17 protein-coding genes are annotated in these 22,964 nt (G+C 46.7%); 14 read left to right on the forward strand and 3 right to left on the reverse strand.

Features of this window, described 5'->3' with window-relative positions; translation table 11 throughout:
- Positions 1-3: 3 nt before the first annotated feature.
- The 14 genes from G459_RS0120930 to G459_RS0121005 all read left to right on the forward strand — a co-directional run bounded on the left by G459_RS0120930 (position 4) and on the right by G459_RS0121005 (position 18,639).
- Positions 4-1,140, forward strand: coding sequence for a chromate transporter (locus G459_RS0120930; RefSeq protein ID WP_035456565.1), 1,137 nt, complete (start codon positions 4-6; stop codon positions 1,138-1,140).
- 284 nt (positions 1,141-1,424) lie between these two features.
- The gene (locus G459_RS0120940) at positions 1,425-2,759 is read left to right on the forward strand and encodes an O-acetylhomoserine aminocarboxypropyltransferase/cysteine synthase family protein (protein ID WP_026969382.1); all 1,335 of its coding nucleotides are present in this window, start codon (positions 1,425-1,427) and stop codon (positions 2,757-2,759) included.
- Between the two features lie 70 nt (positions 2,760-2,829).
- Complete coding sequence (locus tag G459_RS0120945; protein WP_026969383.1) at positions 2,830-3,555, forward strand: alpha/beta fold hydrolase; 726 nt, start codon at positions 2,830-2,832, stop codon at positions 3,553-3,555.
- Positions 3,556-3,996: 441 nt separating this feature from the next.
- Complete coding sequence (locus G459_RS28130) at positions 3,997-4,665, forward strand: RNA polymerase sigma factor (RefSeq protein WP_051315348.1); 669 nt, start codon at positions 3,997-3,999, stop codon at positions 4,663-4,665.
- Between the two features lie 177 nt (positions 4,666-4,842).
- Positions 4,843-5,853, forward strand: coding sequence for a FecR family protein (locus G459_RS29165; RefSeq protein ID WP_051315349.1), 1,011 nt, complete (start codon positions 4,843-4,845; stop codon positions 5,851-5,853).
- Positions 5,854-6,000: 147 nt separating this feature from the next.
- Entirely contained in the window at positions 6,001-9,402 is a 3,402-nt protein-coding gene (locus G459_RS0120960; protein ID WP_245588218.1) for a SusC/RagA family TonB-linked outer membrane protein, read from the forward strand.
- Between the two features lie 45 nt (positions 9,403-9,447).
- Positions 9,448-10,926: a RagB/SusD family nutrient uptake outer membrane protein gene (locus tag G459_RS0120965; protein WP_026969385.1), complete on the forward strand. Its 1,479-nt coding sequence runs from the start codon at positions 9,448-9,450 to the stop codon at positions 10,924-10,926.
- 92 nt (positions 10,927-11,018) lie between these two features.
- Entirely contained in the window at positions 11,019-12,365 is a 1,347-nt protein-coding gene (locus G459_RS0120970; protein ID WP_245588219.1) for a sulfatase family protein, read from the forward strand.
- Positions 12,366-12,412: 47 nt separating this feature from the next.
- Entirely contained in the window at positions 12,413-13,897 is a 1,485-nt protein-coding gene (locus tag G459_RS0120975) for a sulfatase family protein (RefSeq protein ID WP_245588220.1), read from the forward strand.
- A 378-nt stretch (positions 13,898-14,275) separates the two neighbouring features.
- Complete coding sequence (locus G459_RS0120985; protein ID WP_026969388.1) at positions 14,276-14,764, forward strand: DUF416 family protein; 489 nt, start codon at positions 14,276-14,278, stop codon at positions 14,762-14,764.
- A 23-nt stretch (positions 14,765-14,787) separates the two neighbouring features.
- On the forward strand, positions 14,788-15,384 hold the full coding sequence (locus G459_RS28140) for a GrpB family protein (protein ID WP_157373400.1): 597 nt from the start codon (positions 14,788-14,790) through the stop codon (positions 15,382-15,384).
- 1,690 nt (positions 15,385-17,074) lie between these two features.
- The gene (locus G459_RS0120995) at positions 17,075-17,527 is read left to right on the forward strand and encodes a MarR family winged helix-turn-helix transcriptional regulator (RefSeq protein ID WP_026969389.1); all 453 of its coding nucleotides are present in this window, start codon (positions 17,075-17,077) and stop codon (positions 17,525-17,527) included.
- Positions 17,528-17,550: 23 nt separating this feature from the next.
- On the forward strand, positions 17,551-17,973 hold the full coding sequence (gene arr / locus G459_RS0121000) for an NAD(+)--rifampin ADP-ribosyltransferase (RefSeq protein ID WP_026969390.1): 423 nt from the start codon (positions 17,551-17,553) through the stop codon (positions 17,971-17,973).
- Positions 17,974-18,027: 54 nt separating this feature from the next.
- A complete protein-coding gene (locus G459_RS0121005) occupies positions 18,028-18,639 on the forward strand; it encodes a dihydrofolate reductase family protein (protein ID WP_026969391.1) in 612 nt (203 codons plus the stop codon).
- A 358-nt stretch (positions 18,640-18,997) separates the two neighbouring features.
- On the opposite strand, the gene G459_RS29170 is transcribed toward G459_RS0121005, so the two are convergent.
- The 3 genes from G459_RS29170 to G459_RS29175 are packed head-to-tail and all read right to left on the reverse strand — an operon-like array spanning position 18,998 to position 22,878.
- On the reverse strand, positions 18,998-20,641 hold the full coding sequence (locus G459_RS29170; protein WP_051315351.1) for a serine hydrolase: 1,644 nt from the start codon (positions 20,639-20,641) through the stop codon (positions 18,998-19,000).
- A 12-nt stretch (positions 20,642-20,653) separates the two neighbouring features.
- Positions 20,654-21,352, reverse strand: a complete 699-nt coding sequence (locus G459_RS0121015) for a LytR/AlgR family response regulator transcription factor (protein WP_211234411.1) — start codon at positions 21,350-21,352, stop codon at positions 20,654-20,656.
- Positions 21,346-22,878: a sensor histidine kinase gene (locus G459_RS29175; RefSeq protein ID WP_245588221.1), complete on the reverse strand. Its 1,533-nt coding sequence runs from the start codon at positions 22,876-22,878 to the stop codon at positions 21,346-21,348. Before G459_RS29175 ends, G459_RS0121015 begins: the two co-directional genes overlap by 7 nt.
- Between the last annotated feature and the right edge of the window lie 86 nt (positions 22,879-22,964).

Consider the following 22,964-nt stretch of genomic DNA (forward strand, 5'->3'; position numbering starts at 1 on the left):
CACATGCCTGTTTACTCATTAAAGGATTTAATCATCTACTTTTTAAAGCTGGGCACCTGGGGATTCGGAGGACCTGTGGCTTTGGTGGGTTACATGCACCGCGATTTGGTCAGCAATAAAAAATGGATCAGCGAGGATGATTACAAGGAAGGACTCGCGCTTTCCCAGCTTGCCCCCGGGCCACTTGCCGCACAGCTTTCGATTTATCTGGGATTCGTTCATTACCGTTTGTTGGGCGCCACCTTGGTAGGAATTGCCTTCGTACTTCCTTCGTTTTTTATGGTTTTGGCGATCGGATATGCCTATGTATCCTATGGCGGCCTTCCCTGGATGCAGGCGGTGTTTTATGGAGTGGGCGCTGCAGTGATTGGGATCATTGCGATGAGCAGTTACAAACTCACCCTCAAGAGCATAGGGAATGACAAACTGTTGTGGGTAATATTCATTGCATTGGCTGTTACTACTTTTATCACCGAAGAAGAAATTTTGTGGGTAATCCTGTTGGCTGGAGTGGCTGTCTGGTTTGCCAAAGCCCCGCCAAGATGGATGGCCTCAGGTGCTAATGGAATTTTTCCCATCATGTTCTTACAGCTTCAACCGATCGCGACAGAATCCAAACTTTGGGAGATCGCCTGGTTCTTTACCAAAGCAGGGGCTTTTGTCTTTGGTAGCGGACTTGCCATCGTTCCTTTCCTGTACGGCGGGGTGGTGAAGGAATACGAATGGCTGAACGAACAACAGTTTCTCGATGCGGTGGCGGTGGCCATGATCACACCAGGTCCGGTAGTGATCACCGTGGGATTCATCGGCTATCTGGTAGCGGGTGTCCCGGGTGCCTGTGTAGCTGCGTTGGCCACCTTTCTTCCCTGTTACCTTTTCACCGTGATTCCGGCTCCCTACTTTAAAAAGTACGGCAAGAACCCCGCGATCAAAGCATTTGTGGATGGGGTAACTGCCGCAGCTATTGGCGCTATTGCGGGTGCTGTGTTGGTATTGGGCAAGAGGACATTGACCGATCTGCCGACTGTGCTTATCGCCTTGACCACCATCGCTATATTATTTAGGTTTAAAAAACTCCAAGAGCCACTGATCATCGCCGTGGCCGCCCTAATCGGGATCACATTAAAACTCCTACTATAAACCGCAAAGACTTTCTCAAGAAAACAGCCATCAAAGGAGGCGCTTCAATCCTCTCAAGCGGCAAGGCTTCCTCCGCTATCTAAACGCCTCACCTCATTCCCACAAGCTCCGCTAGCGGAAGTAGAAGATTTTTTTTGGTGGAAAAGGTGGCCTTTGATGAGCTGGCAAGCATGTTGACCCGCGGTTAAGTGTGGTTAGAAAATAATTCCTACAAAACAGGTAGGAATACTTGTCTTTTTATTTTTGATTCATTAACCTTGTTACATCATTAACCACTCTATACTATGCCAACTCAAGATTATCGATTTGAAACGCTCCAGCTGCATGCCGGACAGGAGCCGGACAAAGCCACCAATTCCAGGGCAGTTCCTATCTATCAGACCACCAGCTATGTGTTTAACAATGCGGAGCATGGGGCAAATCTTTTTGCGCTAAAGGAATTTGGAAACATCTACACCCGGATCATGAATCCAACGACGGATGTTTTTGAAAAGCGGATTGCAGCCCTGGAAGGTGGGGTAGCAGCTGTGGCGGTAGCCTCCGGGCAGGCGGCACAGTTTATCGCGCTAAACAATATCCTGGAGGCTGAAGACAATTTCGTGACCACATCTTTGCTGTATGGCGGAACTTACAACCAGTTCAAGGTGGCATTTAAGCGGCTGGGGATCGAGGCCAGGTTTGCAGACGGAGACAGTCCGGCTTCCATTTCTTCCCTGATTGATGGCAACACCAAGGCGATCTATCTGGAGACGATTGGTAATCCCGGGTTTAATATTCCGGATTTTGAGGAGATCTCCACCATTGCAAAGTTTCACGGTATTCCATTAGTGGTCGACAATACCTTTGGTGCCGGTGGATACCTCTTCAGGCCGATAGATCATGGAGCCAATGTGGTGGTGGAGTCTGCGACCAAATGGATTGGGGGACATGGTACATCCATCGGAGGAGTAATCGTGGATGCAGGAAACTTCAATTGGGGCAACGGGAAATTCAGACAGTTTACTGAGCCTTCTGAGGGCTACCATGGCCTGGTATTCTGGGATGTTTTCGGGGAAGGAAACTCGCTTGGTTTGCCCAACATTGCCTTTGCGATCAGAGCCAGGGTAGAAGGCCTGAGAGATTTCGGACCGGCGCTCAGCCCTTTCAATTCTTTTCTTTTGCTCCAGGGCTTGGAAACCCTTTCACTTCGGGTTCAGCGGATCTCTGACAACGCCTATAATCTGGCAAAATGGCTGGAAAACCACCCGCTGGTGGAATCGGTAAACTATCCCGGCTTGAAGAGCAGCCCTCATTATGAACTCGGGAAAAAATACCTCAGAAACGGTGCCGGAGGTGTGCTGAGTTTCCAGGTCATCGGCGGAACTGAAGCGGGCAACAAACTGATCGACAGTCTGAAACTGGTCAATCATCTGGCCAATGTCGGGGATTCAAAGACACTGATCATCCAACCGGCAGCCACCACCCACCAGCAGCTTTCCGATGCCGAGCAAATCGCTGCCGGGGTAAAGCCAGGCTTGGTGAGAGTTTCGGTAGGGATCGAACACATTGATGATATCCGTGCAGATTTCCAGCAGGCATTTAACCAGGTGGAAGAGCACATAAGCCTCTACATCAACTAGTGCTTTGAAACCTCTTTCCCGGAAGAGGTAATTTTTGAACCTGTATTCATACTAAAACGGTATAAGTAAGATGAAAAATAACTTTGAGAATATCCGGCCCAAATCAGACAGCAGTAAGCACTACCGGTTTCGAATCATGGGGAAAGGTCCAAATCTGTTGATTTTGGGTGGTTCTTCAGACGACTGGGAAAATGCACTTGAACTGTTATCCTCCAATTTCACGCTGATCATTCCTTCCTTTTCAAAGGCAATCCTGGACAGGCAGACCGGAAGTCCTGATCCGATCTTCTATCTGGAAAATCTTCTGGAGGAATTGTCCATCGACCGGTTTTCCATCCTGGCGCATTCGGTCAGTTCATGGATAGGCCTGAGACTGGCGGCGACCCACCCGGAACGTGTTACCAAACTCATTCTTGCCAATCTCCCTTCAGCGATCGAGGACAGGTTCTCTTTTCAGCAATTGCATCAGGTACTGGCCGGAAAAAGAAATCCTGCTTCGACAGACCAGTCTTCTTTTTGGTTTGACCAGGTTTTTTGCCAGCTGAGTTTCCTCAATGAGGCAAAAGAAGTGCTCAAGCGAACGCCATTTTTGATGATCGTCGGTGAAACTGACCGGTTTTTCTCAAGGGAAAAGTTTTCCAACTGGTCCAACCTCTCCGATGCAAATCTCAATCTGGAAGTCATCCGCTTCTCGGGCCACTTCAGCATGAAAGACAACCCTTGGTATTTCAGTGCCATTGCAAAGGAGTTTCTTCAATCTCATTCTTACAAGTCACTGAGATCAAGAACAGCATGAGACAGTCAGTCAGCCCCAAGCACCCAATCCATGCCTTCTTCGAACACGGGTCAATCTCCGGTAGCATCCACCTAACTCGTAAATGCTTCCCGCTTTGATCCAAATCTTGTCCGCTTACATCTCATTGTTGGTTTGGTTGCCCCACGGGCGGATGCAGACAAATGATAGCGGGATGGTGTTTTTAAAATTTTAGAATCTGACGGCAGTTTTGAGGCTCTTTCCATGGTCTTGATCCGATGAAGTGCTACACCCGATAGCACAGGATGGGGATTGCCAGTTTAAAAAAAAAATAAAAAGACACCCCACCCGCCATTTTTGATGATGGCTTTAGCTAGGTCATCTCACGAAGGGTACAATGGATTTAAGTTTATTTTAAAGAGGGTCAGATGCTACCTGTCTAAGATACATGAGCCGATTAACATTTTAATAACCCAATGCCTGATGACGTTTCCCTGTTCAACCAAGCTTCTTCTACATAGAATTTCCGCCAATTCGGACAAAGAGGCCTTTTCGGAGCTTTTCAAAAGGTATCATTCCAAATTGGTTTCGTTCGCATCCTGTTTTTTGACGGATTATGAAGAGGCAGAAGATATGGTGTCAGAGGTGTTTGTTAAGCTGCTTCAAAAAGAAGGACAACTGCAGGATATCGAAAACTTCGAAGGCTATCTCTATTACTCGGTCAAAAACCAATGCCTGAATCAGCTGAAGAAGAACAAGAGGAAAAACAGACTGTTTACCCAACTCGACTACCAGGATCTCAGCACAGGAGAATATACACAGCCGCTCCAACAACTGCTGACGATGGAGCTGCGCCAGAGAATAGCATCCTGCGTGGATAGTTTGCCCCACAAACGAAAACTGGTCTATAAGATGATCAAGGATGACGGGTTGAAGATAGCGGAGGTCGCCAAGTTGCTGGATATCGCCGATAAGACGGTTAAGAAGCACCTCGAGCTGGCCGTTCGGGATTTGAGAGCAGAAATCGAACAATACCAATCGAACTGCTTCAAACAGACCAAGATCATATCGATTATTTCAAAGGTTGGAAGCTTGGGATCGACTCTTCTGGTGATTTCCAATTTCTTCGGATTGGTCGGAAAACCTTCCTGATTCCGGCTTTTACCCCCAGTTTCGAGTTTCGCTGATCCAAACCAAGCAATCAGAATATTCTTCTGATCAGACATTTTTAAATAGTCTGTATTGAAGTTTTGGTCTTTTGGCAAAAAATATTTTAAAAAAAACAAAGTCACGTTACGCCTTTTCGCAGCTGAGATTGTCTGTTAAGATATGAAAGGACCTGAAGATCAAATTGACGAAATTCTCACCAACTGGCTGACGGGTACGGCCAGCCACGAAGAACTTCAAGTCCTAAAAGACTGGGCAAGCCAGGATGAGGCGAATCTGGAGTTGATGGAAACCCTAAAGAAGGCTTGGAATGAGAAAAATGCCGAACCCATCTTGGTCAATGCTGAGGATAGAATAAATGAGATCTGGCAGAAGGGAAATCTGAAAAAGAAAGAGCGTGATTTGCGAAGAATTCCCCTTTTCAAATACGCTGCGGCAGCTATACTTTTGGTGGGTTCATCATTCGGGATTTTTCATTGGACACAAATCGGGGAAACCCCTCAGGTTGAACTGCCTGCCAGTGTTCCAAGCTATGTGTTAAGGGAGAATAAGGCAGGCCAAAAAACCAAGATTACTCTTCCCGACGGCACGATAGCTTATCTCAACAGTAGCTCCAGCATCAAATTCATAAACGGCTTTATCGGGAATGAGAGACGGGTTGTGCTTGAAGGAGAAGCATTTTTTGAAGTTGCCAAGGATAAGTCCAAACCTTTTGTCGTCGAGAGCAGAACAGTGGAGACCATTGCGCTGGGCACAGCTTTCAACGTCAATGCCTTTGACGATTCCGAAGTGGTCAGGGTCTCCCTGGTGGAAGGGGAAGTGAAGGTAAACCAAATTGGAAACAACGATAAGACCGTCATTTTGAATCCCGGTTGGGAGCTTGTAATCGTCCCGGAAACAAGGTCTTTTTTGGAAATGCCATTCAATCTCGACGAGGTGACCGGTTGGAAGGATGGCAAGTTGGTTTTCAACAATGCTTCTCTTGAGGAGGTCACCCGAAGGCTTGAAAGATGGTACGGAGTTCATATTCAGGTCAGGGGAAACGTGCCCGCAAACTGGAAAGTAAGCACCGTATACGAGGACCAATCGCTGAAAAATGTATTAATTGATCTCCAATACTCTAAAAAATTTGCCTATGAAATAGACGAATCCAAGATAACAATATCCTTCTAGGAAAACAGAACCAATGGGTTCGCACCCCATTGATTCTGAACCGGTTAACAAATCTTGTGGAAGATGTTTTGTTAACCTTTTAATATACTGGTCAGTACATTAACACCCGAAATTATGATAAATAAATCAATACAGCTAATACTGCAAATGACAAAGTATTCCATCTATGGTTTTTTGATTCAGATGCTTCTGTTTAGCGTGGCACTTGCCCATTCCATCAGTGCCCAAAAAATCGATGAAGTCTACGTCCGCATAAACTTCTCGGAAGAAAAACTGGTCAACGTTCTACAGGAAATAGAAAGGCAAACCGAATTCCATTTTACAATCCAGGAAAATGAAGAATACCTCAGGAAAAAGGTCACAATAAAAAGGGAAAATATTTCGGTAGAGGAGCTTCTGAAAGAAATCGGAAGGCAGGTGGGGCTCAATTTTCAACAGGTAAACAGGAATATATCCATGTGGCTTCCTGAAAACCGCGGGGATGCGGAGCAGGAATCGAATACCGGGTCCCCAATTAGCGTAGTTGGGCTGATCACAGACGGCAACGGTGTACCCATTCCCGGAGTCACCATTATCGTAGAGGGCTCTACCGCGGGTACCGTTTCGGATATTGACGGAAAATACACGATTGCGGCCGAAGCAGGGGATCAGTTGGTCTTTTCTTTTATCGGATACAAATCGCAGAAAATCGGGGTTGGAAACCAATCAGAAATCAATGTGGTCCTGCTGGAGGACGAACAGGCGCTGGAGGAAGTGGTAGTGGTGGGGTATGGCACCCAAAAGAAAGAAGACGTCACCGGATCTATTGCCACAGTGAATGAAAAGACGGTAAAGGACCTTCCGGTTTCATCCGTTGACCAGAAGATGATCGGGCAGGTGGCCGGGGTCCAGATTCAGCAGGTATCCGGCGCTCCCGGTGCCGGCACTTCAATCAAAATCAGAGGAAGTGGATCACTGGGTGCTGGAAACGAACCGTTGTATGTGGTGGACGGGATGCCCTATTCCGCAGGGATGAATCAGACCTTAAACCCTCTGATGTTTATTGATCCCAATAACATTGAATCCATTACCATCCTGAAAGATGCCTCATCCACGGCGATCTATGGATCGAGAGGAGCGAACGGAGTGATTATGATCACTACCAAAAAGGGATCTTACAACATGACCAACGTCACTTTTTCAGCGATGGTGGGAGTCCAGAAAGTGCCTGAGAAAGGCAGGCCAAACATGCTGAATCAAAGAGAGTTTGCGCAGTTTCAGCGGGATCGGATTGACATTGAGGTTGAGCTGAGGGAAAAGAGAGAAGCAACCTTGGAAGACTATCCTTTGGAATACCGGGACTTGGATGCGTTGACCGGCGATGGCACGGATTGGTATGACCTTCTACTCAGAGAAGCCCCCATTCAGGATTACAATTTCAATCTGCAAAAAGGAACAGAAGACACCAGGATCAACTTTAGTTTGGGGTATTTTAATCAGCAGGGGGTAGTGAAAGAGACCGGCATCGAGCGGTTTAGCAGCAAGATCGGTATCGAATCCAATCTCAACGACAAGTTAAAACTCGGAGCATCAATCCAGCCTACCTTTATTACACAGAACCGGGCAAACACCAACCTTAACAGGGAGGATGTGCTGGGGGTGGGCATCTGGGCAAACCCAATATCCACACCCTACGACGAAAACGGGAATCTGAAACCCTATGTGATTGCACCCCAGAGTAAATATCATTCGGCGTGGAGTTTTGCAAATCCCCTTTTTGTGCTTCAGGAAACGACCAACGAGCAGAATTCCTTTCAAAACTTCGGACTTGCGTTTTTGGAGTGGAGCATACTTCCCAATCTCCGGTTAAACTCCTCACTGAATACAATCTTCGAAGCCTCCAAGTTTTTCGAATACGTCCCGAGCACCGTAGGCGGATCTAACCGCCCACCCACTCCCGGTACGGGAAGATCCAGGAATAACCGCTTCAACAGCTTTGACTGGCTGGTGGAAAATACCCTGAACTACGATCTGACAAAAGGTGATCACACCTTCAATGCAATGTTGGGATATACCGTACAGAAGTACAATGCTAACAGTCTCAACCTTAGCGCAAATCCCTATCAAAATGACCTCATCACTACCATCAACGCCGCCCAAGCAATAGATACTTGGGGAGAGGGAGTAGAAAAATGGAGTATGATCTCTTATCTGGGTAGGCTGAATTATTCATTTAGGCAACGGTATCTGTTTACGGCAACCTTCCGTTCAGACGGCTCTTCCAGGTTCGGAAGCGACAACCGTTTTGCGATGTTTCCATCGGTGGCCGGAGCTTGGCGGATTTCCGAGGAAGACTTCTTTGAGGGAGTTTCTTGGGTTGATGAGCTAAAACTTAGGGTAAGCTATGGCAAAAGCGGCAATAACAACATCGGTAACTACGCCCATTTGGCCAACATCAGCGCAGGTTCCTATGTATTTAACAATACCCAGGTAAACGGTTTTAGCGTGGGGCTTTCCAACCCAAACTTAACCTGGGAGGAATCCAATCAAGTTGATATAGGAGTGGACTTTGAGTTCTTCAAAAGCCGTGCGTTCTTCAATGTCGATCTGTTCCTGAGAAAAAGTGAGAATATGCTTCTTCAGGACGTGATTCCAGCCATTACAGGTTTTAATACCCAGACAATCAATCAGGGGAGTGTGCAAAACAAAGGGATTGAAATTTCCCTTGGCGGAACACCCGTTGCCGGTGATTTCACCTGGAATGTCAATGGAAACATTGCTTTCAACAGGAACGAGATACTGTCTTTGAATGAGAATACGGTGCGGATACTTGCCGGAAACAATGACAATAACCCCACCCATATCTCTGTAGTAGGTAAGCCGATCGGACAGTTTTTCGGATTCGTGCTCGAGGGAATTTACACAGCAGAATATCTGAGCCAGCCTGGCGTCATCAATTCACCCCAGGTGTACGAAGGGAACGTGAAGTACAAGGATGTAAACGGGGATGGGATCGTCAATGACGTCCTGGATTATACCATCATCGGCAATCCGCATCCGGATTTCATCTTCGGTTTGACCAATAATTTTTCCTACAAGAGCCTTGACTTGGGAATTATCATCAACGGCCAGTATGGCGGCCAGGTGATGAACGGGTTGAGACAAACTACCGATAACCTCCAGGGATTCTTCAATATAGACCGCGATTGGGAAAACAGGTGGAGAGGCCCGGATCAGCCGGGGGATGGCATTCACTCCGGAGTGCCTAAAGTCAGACCAAGTTGGGGACACCGGGTGTCCACCCTGTGGGTGGAGGACGCTTCCTATCTTCGGATCGGAAACCTCACACTGGGCTACACCCTTCCTAAGAGCCTGGCCGAGAAGATGAAAGTGGTGAAAAGCTCACGGCTGTATTTCACAATTCAAAACCTGGCGATGTTCACTAAATACAAGGGGGCAAATCCTGAAGGGCAGGCGGCAAACCAAAACAATACCTTGGTTCCCGGTTTTGACATGACTTCCTATCCGCTTTCCAGGACCATGTCATTGGGTATAAACCTCTCTTTCTAATCGGATTTTATCCGCTCTTTATTTCTGATCTTAAATTTTAGCGACATGAAAAAGTTGATCTATATAGTCTCTTTACTTACCATCTGTTCCTGTTCCCATGATTTTCTGGAGATATACCCTGACACTACGTTAAGCGAGGGAAACTTCTACGAATCCCAGGATCAGTTTATAGTACTGGCAAACGGGTGTTATATTCCGTTGCGGGAATATGAGAAAAATACCCATTGGGTCATTTCAGAACTCATTTCCGACAATACCAGCTTTCAATATAACAATACCACGGGGGAAGCAGTACGGGGAGTGATCGACCAATTTATCATCACTTCTGACAACAGGGCCTATGCCGATTTCTGGAACTTGTCCTACAACGGAATAAACCGATGCAACAAGCTTTTGTTGGAAATTGAAAGGCCTGAGGTGAAATGGTCGGATTTGGCATACAAGAACCGGTCGACAGGGGAAGCCCTCTTCCTTAGGGCACTGTACTATTTTAATCTTGTGCGGCAGTTCGGTGGGGTTCCTTTGGTGTTGACTCCGATAAGCGCGGCGGAGGCATTGACAATGGGGAGATCCACGGAGGATGAGATTTACAACAGCATTGTCCAGGACCTCAATTCAGCTATTGCACAGTTTGAAGGTGCCACCAATCTGAATGAAAATGGGCGGGCCAACCTGTATTCGTCCTATGCGCTCTTGGGAAAGGTTTATTTGACACGCCGAGATTACCCCAATGCGGAAACTGCTTTGAAAAAAGTCATTGACTCCAACAAGTACTCCCTTCTTCCCAACTATGCCGACTTGTTTGACCCCAACAAGAAGGACTTTAAAGAAACCATCTTCAGTGTCCAGTATTCAGAAACCAACCGGGAACTCTCCAACAGGTTCATCTTCATATTTGCCCCATGGACCTCTGGGGGCAGCATCACGATGAGACCCAGTATCAACATGACTTCTGCGGGTTGGAATATGCCCACCACGGATCTGCTGAACGCCTTCGAAGAAGGAGACTTGAGGAAGGGTGTTTCGATTAAAATCTGGAATGGAAGGGATTGGGATGGAGTGGTGAGAGATATCCCGTATACCGGGAAATTCCAGCGTCCCATATCAGCTCCTGACGACCGAACCGGTGACAATTTGCCTGTTCTGAGATATTCTGATGTGTTGCTGATGTATGCGGAGGCTTTGAACGAGCAGGGGCGGACAGGAGAAGCCATGGCGTATGTTCAGCAGGTTAGGGAGAGGGCTGGGTTAAAAAATCCCCTGTCGGGATTTGACAAAACCACCCTTGGGGATCTGATTGCCAAAGAGCGCCAGGTCGAGTTTTGTTTTGAAAATCAAAGGTGGTATGACATAAAAAGGACCGGCAAAGCGATCGAAGTCATGACAGCCCATGGCCAGAGGGAAAAGGCTGAAAAAGACTTTCTTTTCAGTTCTGCTTTTCAGATTGATGCTTATAAATTATTGGCACCGCTTCCTGCGGAGCAAATACTGATCAATGGGTTGGAGCAAAATCCCGGATATTGAACATGAACAGATCCATGAACTTTAACCGTGTTTGGTTGGCTGGCCTTCGACTGTTCAGATGTCCAAGCTTTTGCATTTTTGTCTCACTGTGGATGCCGTTAAAACTGGCAGCTCAGGATAAAAGGCCAAATATCATCTTTATTCTGACCGATGATCAACGCTGGGATGCCCTGGGTTTTGCGGGAAACAGACTGATCCGGACTCCCGAGATGGACCGTTTGGCATCGGAAGGAACTTATTTCGAGAACGCCTTTGTCACTACCCCGATTTGTGCGGCTAGCCGGGCGAGTATCCTGACCGGAATGTATGAACGAACACACGGCTACACCTTCGGTCAAGGAGAGATTAAGCAGGCGTATATTCAGCTTTCCTACCCGGCGTTGTTAAAAGACTCGGGATATTTCACAGGATTCTACGGCAAGTTTGGTGTGAATTACCCCGGGTTTAACGAGCTCTTTGACGTGGGTGAAAGTTATGACAGGAACAGTGTATTCAAGGACAGGAGAGGGTACTTTTTCAAGACGATTGGACAGGACACGGTACATCTGACACGGTATACCGGCCAGCAGGCGATTGACTTTATTCAGGAATCCTCCAAGGAAAAGCCTTTCATGCTTTCACTCAGTTTCAGTGCGCCGCATGCCCATGATCCAGCCGAAGAGCAATATTTCTGGTCTCCGGAATTCGATACGATGTACCAAGATTTGGTGATTCCCGATCCCTTGCTCAAGGAGGATTCCTATTTCCAGGCACAGCCCGAATATGTCCGGACGGGAGAGAACCGAACCCGATGGCATTGGAGATACGATACGCCGGAGAAATACCAGCACAGTGTCAAAGGATATTTCAGGATGATCTCTGAGGTGGATGCCGAAATCGGAAAAATCCGCCGGGCATTGGAGGAAAAGGGCCTCGCCGAAAATACAGTAATCATCCTGATGGGTGACAACGGCTATTTTTTGGGAGAGAGACAATTGGCCGGTAAGTGGTTGATGTACGACAATTCCCTGCGGGTGCCCTTGATCATCTACGATCCCAGAAACCCGGCTGCCCGACGCGAGACTGGTATAGCCCTCAATATCGATGTTCCGTCCACCATCTTTGACTTTGCCGGAATTGACATTCCGAAAGAATGGCAAGGCAGGAGTTTGGCTCCTGATGCTAGCGGAGTCCCCGCACTGGCTGACAGGACAGAATTTGTAGCCGAACATCTCTGGGAGGTTGCTATAATTCCTCCGAGTGAAGGGATAAGAACGACGGACTGGAAATATTTCAGATACAGAAATGATCTGAAACATGAGGAGCTGTATGACTTGGTCAATGATCCGGATGAAATCAACAATTTGGCCGGTAATGAAAGCTTTAAGGAAAAACTTGTTGAAATGAGGACCAGATTTGATTCGATGGCGAAGGACCTGGTGTCCAAAAAACTGAATTAAAATCCAGTCTCTTCCTAAATAAATCACTCATCAATTCACGAAACACCATGTATAATCGAATTTATAAAAACTACTATACGCTACTCTTTCTGGTACTGGGAGTATTCTATCTCTTTGGATTTATATCAATGAAAGTGGAATCTCCGCCGCAAAAAACGACCCCGCCTAATGTTATCTTCGTGCTGGCGGATCAATGGCGATCGGACGCGGTGGGATATGCGGGAAACAAAGATGTTATTACACCAAATTTGGACAGACTGGCCAAAGAGAGTTTGGTTTTTGAAAATACGGTCACAGTAATGGCCGTATGTGCACCTTGGAGAGCAAGCTTTTTGACCGGGCAATACCCACTCACCAACGGCGTTTTTTACAACGACAAGCCTCTTCCCAATGAAGCCCTGACGCTTGCTGAGATCTACAAAGAGAAGGGTTACAAGACTGGATATATAGGAAAGTGGCATCTGAATGGCCACGGAAGAGGTGAACATGCATTCAGCGCCAGGGATAAGCCGGTGCCGAAGGATCGTAGACAGGGATTCGACTATTGGAAAGTAAGGGAAGTAACGCACGATTATAACAACTCTTTTTATTTTGATGAGAATGATGAGAAGCAAACCTGGGAAGGTTACGACGCGTTTCCCCAGACGGACAGCGCCATCTCATACATCAGAAAAAACAAGGATAATCCCTTTCTGATCATGCTTTCATGGGGGCCTCCCCACAACCCTTATCATACGGCCCCGGAAGAATACAGGAAGCTATATGATCCGGCCAAGATTGCGCTGAGGCAAAACGTACCCGAGGAATTTCAGGACAGTGCAAGGCAAATCATTGCTGACTACTATGCCCACATCACCGCTTTGGACAAGGCGATGGGTGACCTTCTGAAAGCGGTAGAAGAGGAGGGCTTATCGGACAACACCATCATTGTATTTACCTCAGAACATGGAGACATGTTGCTGTCCAAGGGTGTTTTGCGAAAGCAGCGGCCTTATGACGAATCCATCAAAGTCCCTATGTTAATTAGGTACCCCGAAAAGCTTTCAAAGCCGCGCAATATCACCGGCCCGATAAATACACCCGACTTGCTTCCTACTTTGCTTGGGCTTAGCGGGATTGCTGTACCGAAATCTGTAGAGGGCGAAGATTTCTCAAAGCCCCTGATTCAAGGCAAGGATATCTCCAACGATGGCGCACTGATTATGCTGCCTGTTCCATTCCATGAATGGCAGTTTATGAACGGGGGCAGAGAATTTAGGGGGATCCGATCTGACAGATATACCTATGTGAAAGACTTGGCTGGCCCATGGCTTTTATTCGACAACCAAACAGACCCTTTTCAGCAAAACAATCTGGTAGGATTGCCTCAGTTCAAAGATCTACAGGGCACCATGGAAAAAGTGCTTCAGTCTATGCTGAAGAAAACAAACGATAAGTTTTTGCCTGCCGATTACTATATGACGAAATGGAACTACTTATATGACAATAAAGACAGTCTCAGAAATGAGAATTATTTGCAGGTAAATAGATGACGCTTAGCGGACTATCAGCGTCAATCAATCAAATTAACGTCCATACTTCACTCGTCTTCTGATTGGTATGGTGTTGAACTAGTCTGCTATACCGATCGGATTATCAGCCGTGAAGGATAGACCTCGTTGAAACCAGTTTTGACGAGGTCTTTCCTTTTTTGAAATTTGTTCGGTGGACTGGACTGATATTGACATTGTCGGAAAAAACCACATCCTGTCCATCACCAACAAAAACCTTCAAAGCCCGCTAGACAGTTTGGCCAAAATCACTATTTTGCTCTCGCGACAGGGCAAGAATCCTTCGGCAAATGAGGTACAGACGGAATAGGGACTGAAGGAGTTTTGTAACCAGAATTGTTGCATACTACTTTTTTGACAATGTTTACATACAAAGAATTCACAAGACAATTTAGAATTCAAACAGAATCTCTTGCATATCAAAGGCAGTTTGATTTGGCACTTTTGGTTTGCAAAAGGCTTTTCTGTGACTATCAAAAATTTTCGGAAGTCAATAACTGGGGAGATTCTGAATTGGTTCTTGACACAATTAGATTCATAGAGCAGTTTGGAGACGAAAAAATTGACCCAGTTCTATTGCAATCTAAAATCAATCAAATTGAATCAATAACACCGGACATTGAAAATTTCGAAGATGCTAGTTATGCCTTGAATTGTTGTGTTGCAGTAGCTGAGACTTTAGAGTTTCTTGCAGATCGGAAAGCAGAACATATTTATTCCGTTGGAATATGTCTGACTGATACGATTGATTTTAAAATCCAAGAGGAAGATGATTTAACAGACGAGGAGATTGACGACAATACTGACATGATTTCGGCACGGGAGTTTTTGTTGGAGATGTCCCGATAACGGCGTACAACAACTATGTTTGTGTGGCTCTTAAAGCCAAATACGGGGTCGCTATTGTACACCCTTTTCAGAAAAATAGAATGCTAATCGAGAAATACACATCAAAATGGATGAAGGATTTTGAAGATCTAAAACGCGAAATTGAAAGCGGATTGAGGGGACTTGACTATCGTATAGAACACGTTGGAAGTACTGCTGTATCAAATTTGGACGCCAAGCCAATTATTGATATTGACATTGTTTATGATAACGAGTCTGAATTTGGGAAGGTAAAAACCGGATTAATCAAACTCGGATACTATCATAATGGAGATCAGGGGATTAAAAAGAGAGAAGTGTTTAAACGAGGCGAATATTCATCGAACGGTTTGTTAGATTCAATTCCTCACCACCTGTACGTTTGTCCAAAGGATAGCGAGCCTTTAAAAAGACACATCCTGATGCGGGATTTTTTAAGAAAAAATGATTGGGCTAGAATTAAGTATCAGGACATGAAATATGAACTGGCTGAAAAAGCAAACCAGGATAAAAGACTTTATGCAGAGATGAAAGAATTGACTGTTAACGGCTTTATTGACGAGATTATCGAGAAAGAAAAAGTGAACTCACCAAATGTATAAGTGAGGGCGTGGATGTCAAGGTAAAACGTTTCATCTCGGCACCAGTATCTTCGTTGTCCTGCTTCTCTATCGATTCGTATCGGTGCTGCACTATTTACAATCAACCACCATCTCCGTTCCTCGGCACCGGCCGTTTTTTCCAATCAATATCTCTGCGCCGAGGTTGGCATACTGAAACCCTTCTTTCCTGGGGTTGAAACCCCAGGCTATGGCATCGGCCGTACCTACGGCACGCTTTGATGTGGTCCCTAAGCCGTATCAGACATATAGCGAATACAAAAAAGTACCAGACACAATCGACGAAGGTAGGGCCCTGCAGGAGGACAAACCGTTAGGAAACAGCCCGGTGGGCTGTTTTAGGTTTGGGCCAGGTTGCAGGGAGGGGAGATCCACCTGTTTTTAGGTTTTCAGCAGCGGCAAAAATCCAATCGCCCACTCACATTGGATGAATAACAAACCACCACCGATTGGAAGTAAAGACTGAGGCCCGAAGCTTTTGGGTTACTTTTTGGCTTTCAAAAAGTGACAACTCAAAAAAAATCCGAAGCCTCAGATCCTGCCAACGGGGCCGGAGGACTTGTTTTGGGATAGTCGAAGGCCTCCATCTCCTTTCCTCGACATCGACATCCACATACTCAACATATTCCTGCGCCGAGGCAAATCACGGATACCCACATTTACTTGGGGTTAAAATCGAGCATGACCTACTGTATGATATCCATGCATAAATTTCCTCCATGCGAGATTCCATGTGACCATTAGATATCAATCAAACATCACATGAAACCCCAGGCTACAAATATTCCGCTCCTACGGAGCTCGTCCGCCTTCTTAGTTTTTGGCCTCTTAATCCAAATGATAGGCTAAGATTTTTCATTCGTAAGCGAAATATAGGTCGATACCCCGACGTATTCGGCTACGGAAGGGCCCTGCAGGAGGACAAACCGTTAGGAAACAGCCCGGTGGGCTGTTTTAGGTTTGGGCCAGGTTGCAGGGAGGGGAGATCCACCTGTTTAACCCTATTTTGCATTAGGTTTCGTAGTGAGGGTAGTAATTGCAATAAAATCAGGCTGTTTGGAGACTGAGTCATAGCACCGCTATGATGAAGTCGAAAATAGCAACGTAGTGACTGATTTTGAAGCAATTACTGGCCGTAATAGAATTGCTAATGCATAATGCGGGTTTAGGGTTTGGAGCAGGACGAAAAATCCAATCGTCCACCAATACCTGTCCGGCAGAAAACACCACCGATTGGAAGTAAAGACTGAGGCCCGAAGCTTTTGGGTTACTTTTTGGCTTTCAAAAAGTGACAACGGAAAAAATCTATCCACAGCGCTAAATTTTGAGAAGGAGGCCATATTCCGTTGTCCTGCTTCTCCAGAAGCTGGACTATTTACCAATCAAAGATCATCTCCGTACCTCGGCATGGGATCCGGCGTACCTTGAAATGTCTGCGCCGAGGTTGAAAAATATTTTCAACCGTTTCCCCAGGGTTGCACCCTGGGCTATTCACAGTTGGACTCCTTCAGAGTCCATTCATCGGGACTATCGCTTCAGGGCCAGACTCCAACTCCTGGCCCTTGACAGACACAAATCCTCGCTTTGTAAAGAATCTTTTCCTTGCCAGTCATTGGGAAAATCGTCTATTGGATATATCTTAGTTACTAAGATATCTTCAAAAGACTATCAGATGGATGACAACAGCATCATTGAATCGAGAAAACTGAGCCAGCAATACGCGTATGCCTCCCTTCAAATGCACGAAGCGATTGCCAGGAAGGCCGGCTTTTCTGGTACTGACCATAAGTATTTAGGTTTCCTGCTGCAAAAGGGCAAGTTGACAGCCGGTGACCTTGCTGAGTTGTCCGGGCTAACCACCGGTGCCGTAACCGGGCTGATCAACAGGTTTGAAAAAAAGGGCCTTGTAAAAAGGGAGTACGACGAAAGCGACAGACGGAAGGTTCTGATAGTCGCAGATTACGAAAAAATAGTAAAGATACTTGAGCCTTTCTACAGGCAGTTTCGAGAAGAATCCGAGAAATTGTTAGCCACATTTTCGGCAGGCGAAATTGCAACTATTCAGTCATTCTTGTTAAAAGGCATTTCACTGATGAAAGCAACCCACAATAAATTCAAAGAATAAAAAGGACTAAAAAACAGGGTGACATGAATGATAAAGATGATATTCTTGATACTGGGCCGTTTTATCACGGAACAAAAGCAGATTTGAAAATTGGTGATCTGCTAACACCGGGGTTTAAATCGAATTACCATCCTGATGTGACGATGAATCACATTTATTTTACGGCCCTGCCCAATGGTGCAGCAGGTCTGGCTGCTGAATTGGCGCCTGGTGACGGCCGTCCGCGTATCTATATGGTTGAACCAACCGGAAGCTTTGAAAACGACCCGAATGTCACTGACAAAAAATTTCCCGGTAACCCAACACGATCCTATCGCAGTAAGGAGCCTTTAAAAATAGTTGGCGAAGTAACAGACTGGACAAGACTCACACCCGATGAACTTAAAACTTGGCAGGAAAATCTGGCAAAATTAAAAGCAAACCCGAACGCTATAATTATTAACTGAAGCATTGACTGACTTCAGCCGATGATAAGCAGCGCACTAAACCTGAATGAAACTATGAACGAAAGAAAAGTAACAGCTGGATTAGCGGTGTCTCTTGACGGGTACTCAGCCGGTCATAATCAGAGCTTTGAAAAGCCGTTTGGAGATAATTTCGACTCAGAATTGCTTGATCGATGGATGTTTGCCGAGCCGGAAAAGCATAGGCATAAAAAGGAAATAGATGCTATCCTCGATGCGGGTGCTTTTATAATGGGCAGTAACATGTATGGTCCGAAGGACAGACGAGAGAACGTGGATTGGAAAGGGTGGTGGGGTAGCAATCCTCCATACCATGCTCCGGTTTTTGTGCTTTCCCACACAGAACGTGCGCCGATAGAAATGGACGGAGGAACGACATTTTATTTTGTAACCGACGGGATCGAGTCGGCGATTAAAAAGGCAAAGCAGGCAGCAGGTGATCGGAATGTAAAGATCATGGGAGGAGCAAATACGGTCAATCAGTATTTGGCAGCTGGTCTCATCGATGAATTGTGGCTGCATATAGTGCCTGTTACGATCGGTTCGGGAACCCGCCTTTTTGAAGGCATGCCAAGTCTTAACCTTGAACCGATTGAGGTAAGTGGTACAAGCATGGTGACACATATCAGATACAAAGTCTTGAAATGAGATTTTGTTGTTCACGTTGACAGGGCGGTTTTAGCGAGCAGCCAGCCTGTAGGCCGGAGCTCACGCTACTCGACATTTGTATTCAACTCCTTCTCGGCACCTGCCGTTTTTTCCAATCCAAATCCCTGCGCCGAGGTTGAAATATCTGATCCACATTTGCCTGGGGTTGAAACCCCAGGCTATGGTATCGGCCGTACCTACGGCACGCGTTCGCCCACTCTGGGTCATGACGTCAAATCCCGCCCTTTGGCGGAAACAAATCCCAATTCAGATAGGCGCTTGGGCTGACGCAAACCTGTCCGCCTGTGGTGGAAGCGGGTCGGCGTCCGGCCTCGCGGGGAGAAGCTTTTTTGCGGCTCTATCGACCCCCCGCTTTTTTTAACAGACGATAGCGAGGACTTGACTCATCTGTCAAGTCAAGGATAAGATCATAGACACCGGCCTCTACCTTGATATTTTCTCCATTCATCTCCAAGACACCATCCCCCTTGGTGTCGCCATAGTTGATATTCCAGTCATTGTTTAGCCTGAATTTGATCTCACCCTTTTCGAGAGCAATATCTTTCAATATCCAAAGTCCTTTTCTGACGCTGTCTTCGGAAAACTTAAGGTCCGGTAAGGAGTCATCCCATCCCTTTGGCGTGGCACTTCCAACCAAACCCCAAGAAGACGCTATCCTTTTTCCGACCATCTTTCGGGATCCCAGACTGATGGTGATCTCGGAAAAGACGCCGTTTTCGTCTGAGGCAAACTCGAGGATTGCATCCGCTTCTTCATGGAAAAAGACAGTCTCCCCGGTGGCAATGACCGGTTGTTTTCCCTGACCCGACACTTCTACCGCCAGCCTGCCGGCTAACACAGAAGTATGGATCATCCTTGGTGGCTCCTGAACCGAAAATACCCCGACAAACTTCTTCAAATCAGCATCTTTCAGTTTCACCTCTCTGACCGGTTCGAAAACCTTGCCGCTCAGGATGTCAATGATCCTTCCGGTGAGAAATTCGGTATTGGCATTTTCATGGTTGTTTAAGATAATGACGCAGATATCGTCTTCGGGGATCATGGCAAAATTGCTCCTGAAACCCGCCGCACCGCCACTGTGGGAAATCACTTTACTTTTGAGAGAGTCCTGTCTCAGTTGCCAGCCGTAGCCATATCCTTTGTTTGTCTTGCTGGGATTGAAGGCTATATCCTGTGAGATTTTGCTGATAATCCGAGAGGACCTAAAACCCCTGTAGTACTTGTACAGGTCACCAACCGTCGAATAGATCGATCCCGCAGCATAGGGGCCTGTTGAGTCGTATAAGGAAGCTTTTTCTTTGATTTCCTCGGTGAAGACATGATAGGCGGTGACCTTTTCAGGGCTCGGGAGATTCTTGAAATCAAATCCACTGGCTGACATCCCCAACGGACTGAAGATGTGTTTTCTTACAGCTTCCTCATAACTCACCCCGGTAACCTTCGCGATGATATATCCCAGCAACTGATAGCCTCCGTTGCAATAGGACCAGCCCTCACCCGGCGCAAAATTGACCGTGTTTTTCCCAAATCGCTCCACGCGATAGGATTCGGTCTCCCGGGCATTGGGATCATCAGTAGTATCATTGATACCGGAAGTATGGGTAAGCAGATGTTCAAGGGTGATGTTGTCGCCGTTTGGAAAGGCGGGATAGAACTTACTCAAGCGATCATCCAGCGACAACTTCCCCTGTTCGATCAGGATAAAGATCATCGAAGACGTGAAAGTCTTAGTGATGGAATAGATCTGAAAAATGCCGCTGGAATCATTCGCTTTCTTATTCTCAAAGTCGGCGTAGCCGTAACCTTTCTTCAGTAGAATCTGACCCTTTTGGGCTACCAGAACGGTCCCGTTAAACTTGTTCAGGCCTTCCTGCCGGACAAGAAAGGAATCGATGTCCTGGATTTTTGAAGAATCGTTTTTTTGGGCATAAGAGTACAGGGCCAGCCCGGAAGCCAGCAGCATCAGCAGTAGAAATTTCATGATGTAAGTTGTTTATAAGGGGATGATGGTCTTTTCTATCTCAGGCAGAAACAGGGGGCCGATGGGTAATTCTGTATTCCTGATCCAGAGACTTTTTTTGTCAAATTTCAGGATCCTGTTCTTGGCAACGATATAAGACCGGTGAATCCGCAAAAAGCCTTGCGCTGAAAGCAGCACTTCCGCTTCACTCATCGTCAGCCGGGTGATGACCTTTCGGCCTTCCAAGACCAGCTGGACATAATTGCCCAGGGCTTCGGCATACAACAGATCCTTGAACTCGACCCTGATATTCTCGTAGCCGCTTTTGACAAAGATGAAGGGCTGCTGGGGTGGGGCAGCGGGTAGGTTTTCCCGAAGGGCATGTTGTTCATAGGCCTTGTTGCAGGCCTTCAGAAACCGGGTCAGCGAAAAAGGCTTGAGCAAATAGTCGATGGCATCATATTCAAATCCTTCGATCGCATGCTCACTGTAGGCCGTGGTGAAGACGATCATGGGCGGATTGGGAACAGATTTCAGAAATTCGAAGCCCGACATGTCCGGCATCTTGATATCAAGGAAGATCAGATCCACCGCATTCGGTTTTAGAAATTGCATCGCTTCCAGTCCGCTGGAGAAATATCCGACCATCTCGACAAACGTCACCTTGTCGGTAAGGCCCTGTATCACGTCCAAGGCAATGGGCTCGTCATCAATGGCTATTGCTTTCAGCATTGCAGTGTCAGTTTAACGGTAAACTCCCGATCTGTTTCCCGAATATCCAAGGTATGCCGGTTGGGATACATCAGCTGCAGTCTTCCTGTCACATTTTTCAGCCCAATCCCGGATATCTCCTTTTCCGGGTCGCTGTCGTCCTTGTGGATGCTGTTTCGCACCTCAAATTCCACCAGTTTTTCCCGGCATTGTAATTCGATCCTGATCCACGATCTTTCTTTCAGGCTGATCCCGTGTTTGAAGGCGTTTTCCACGAAGGGGATCAACAACATAGGCGGGATCTCATTGTTGCAGTTCCTCTCTTCGATCTCATCTTCAATGCTGATCAGGGGAGAGTCCACTATCCGGAGCTTTTGGAGGGAAATATAGTTTTTCAGATACTCCATCTCTTTGTACATCGGGATCCGGTCCAGGGTGTTTTCGTGAAGCATAAACCGCATCATGTCCCCCAACTTTTGGATACCCTCGGCGGTCTTGTCCGAGTCGCCTTTGAGCGCAGTTCCATAGAGTGTGTTGAGTGCATTGAACAGAAAGTGCGGATTGATCTGAGACTTCAGAAACTGGAGGGATGCATCCGACTTGGCCAAAGCGGTTTCCATCCTGATGGATTGCAGGATGCGGTCTTTTCGCTGGTTGTAGATTATCCAGAATATCGGGGTGGCAACCAAAATCAAGGACCCCCAATAGAATACCGGGACAATAAGCCGGTGGCTGAAAAGCAGCAGGAGTCCGGGTATAGCACAGATGAATGTCGCAATCACGATCCGGAGGAGAACGGGCCGGGACAAAACCGCTTTCCCCTCCATAAATGGGAAGAGCCAGAAGGTCAGGTATAGGTAGAGTCCGATCACCGGCAGCACGAAAAAAAGGTATCGGAGGAAGTCCTGGTGAAGTGGGTTGCTGATGATCACAACGCACCAAAATACGATGAGCAGCGGGGTCGCGTTGTTGACCACCATGATCCAGTAGTCTCTTTTCACCCTTTTTCGCTCAATAAGCCAGATGATCAATTCTCTTGCTCCGGCCAGTGCGGTGACCAGCGCTACTGCTGCCAAGGTCCGTCCAAAACCAAAGAATAAATTGGACATCGGGTGCTCATTGTAGCCGGCAATAGCCAACAGTTGGTAGCCCCCATAATTGAATAAATGCGGCCGGGCATAAAAAGAGATAGCATTGATCCCGATGGCAAGCAGCGAGCCTACACACAGGAGGGAAAAGAGCGCCAGCAAGATTCGTTTGGAAAGGAGCCGCTCGATATCTTCTCCGTTGATCCGTTTGAAAGAAAGCAGGACCCAAACGTTAATCAGGAGGTAGACTCCAAATACCAATAGGGGAGCGCTCAACTGCGGAATCAGGACGTTCTTCCAAAAGGAAAAAGGAATACCATTCTCCTTAAATGGCGCTGAATAATCCTGCTCCAACTCATTGATCGAATGGTCATTAACCATCATCAGTAAAAGGATGAGTTGCCACAGGACTAAGACGGCAATGCCGATCATTTCATGTTGTCTCCATCTGACTTTCATAGCGGGGATTTTCAGTAATATTAGATAGGGGCAGAGACTCTTTCCGGGATAAGTGACTAACCCATTAAAAAATGTGACGAAAGTGC

This window comes from Algoriphagus terrigena DSM 22685 (assembly GCF_000429445.1).
Taxonomy (GTDB): Bacteria; Bacteroidota; Bacteroidia; order Cytophagales; family Cyclobacteriaceae; genus Algoriphagus; species Algoriphagus terrigena.

What these genes read in the sequence shown, in the direction of transcription:
- G459_RS0120930 (WP_035456565.1), top strand. Translation starts at nt 4, where the DNA reads ATGCCTGTTTACTCATTAAAGGATTTAATCATCTACTTTTTAAAGCTG.
- G459_RS0120940 (WP_026969382.1), top strand. Translation starts at nt 1,425, where the DNA reads ATGCCAACTCAAGATTATCGATTTGAAACGCTCCAGCTGCATGCCGGA.
- G459_RS0120945 (WP_026969383.1), top strand. Translation starts at nt 2,830, where the DNA reads ATGAAAAATAACTTTGAGAATATCCGGCCCAAATCAGACAGCAGTAAG.
- G459_RS28130 (WP_051315348.1), top strand. Translation starts at nt 3,997, where the DNA reads ATGACGTTTCCCTGTTCAACCAAGCTTCTTCTACATAGAATTTCCGCC.
- G459_RS29165 (WP_051315349.1), top strand. Translation starts at nt 4,843, where the DNA reads ATGAAAGGACCTGAAGATCAAATTGACGAAATTCTCACCAACTGGCTG.
- G459_RS0120960 (WP_245588218.1), top strand. Translation starts at nt 6,001, where the DNA reads ATGACAAAGTATTCCATCTATGGTTTTTTGATTCAGATGCTTCTGTTT.
- G459_RS0120965 (WP_026969385.1), top strand. Translation starts at nt 9,448, where the DNA reads ATGAAAAAGTTGATCTATATAGTCTCTTTACTTACCATCTGTTCCTGT.
- G459_RS0120970 (WP_245588219.1), top strand. Translation starts at nt 11,019, where the DNA reads ATGCCGTTAAAACTGGCAGCTCAGGATAAAAGGCCAAATATCATCTTT.
- G459_RS0120975 (WP_245588220.1), top strand. Translation starts at nt 12,413, where the DNA reads ATGTATAATCGAATTTATAAAAACTACTATACGCTACTCTTTCTGGTA.
- G459_RS0120985 (WP_026969388.1), top strand. Translation starts at nt 14,276, where the DNA reads ATGTTTACATACAAAGAATTCACAAGACAATTTAGAATTCAAACAGAA.
- G459_RS0120995 (WP_026969389.1), top strand. Translation starts at nt 17,075, where the DNA reads ATGGATGACAACAGCATCATTGAATCGAGAAAACTGAGCCAGCAATAC.
- arr (WP_026969390.1), top strand. Translation starts at nt 17,551, where the DNA reads ATGAATGATAAAGATGATATTCTTGATACTGGGCCGTTTTATCACGGA.
- G459_RS0121005 (WP_026969391.1), top strand. Translation starts at nt 18,028, where the DNA reads ATGAACGAAAGAAAAGTAACAGCTGGATTAGCGGTGTCTCTTGACGGG.
- G459_RS29170 (WP_051315351.1), bottom strand. Translation starts at nt 20,641, where the DNA reads ATGAAATTTCTACTGCTGATGCTGCTGGCTTCCGGGCTGGCCCTGTAC.
- G459_RS0121015 (WP_211234411.1), bottom strand. Translation starts at nt 21,352, where the DNA reads ATGCTGAAAGCAATAGCCATTGATGACGAGCCCATTGCCTTGGACGTG.
- G459_RS29175 (WP_245588221.1), bottom strand. Translation starts at nt 22,878, where the DNA reads ATGAAAGTCAGATGGAGACAACATGAAATGATCGGCATTGCCGTCTTA.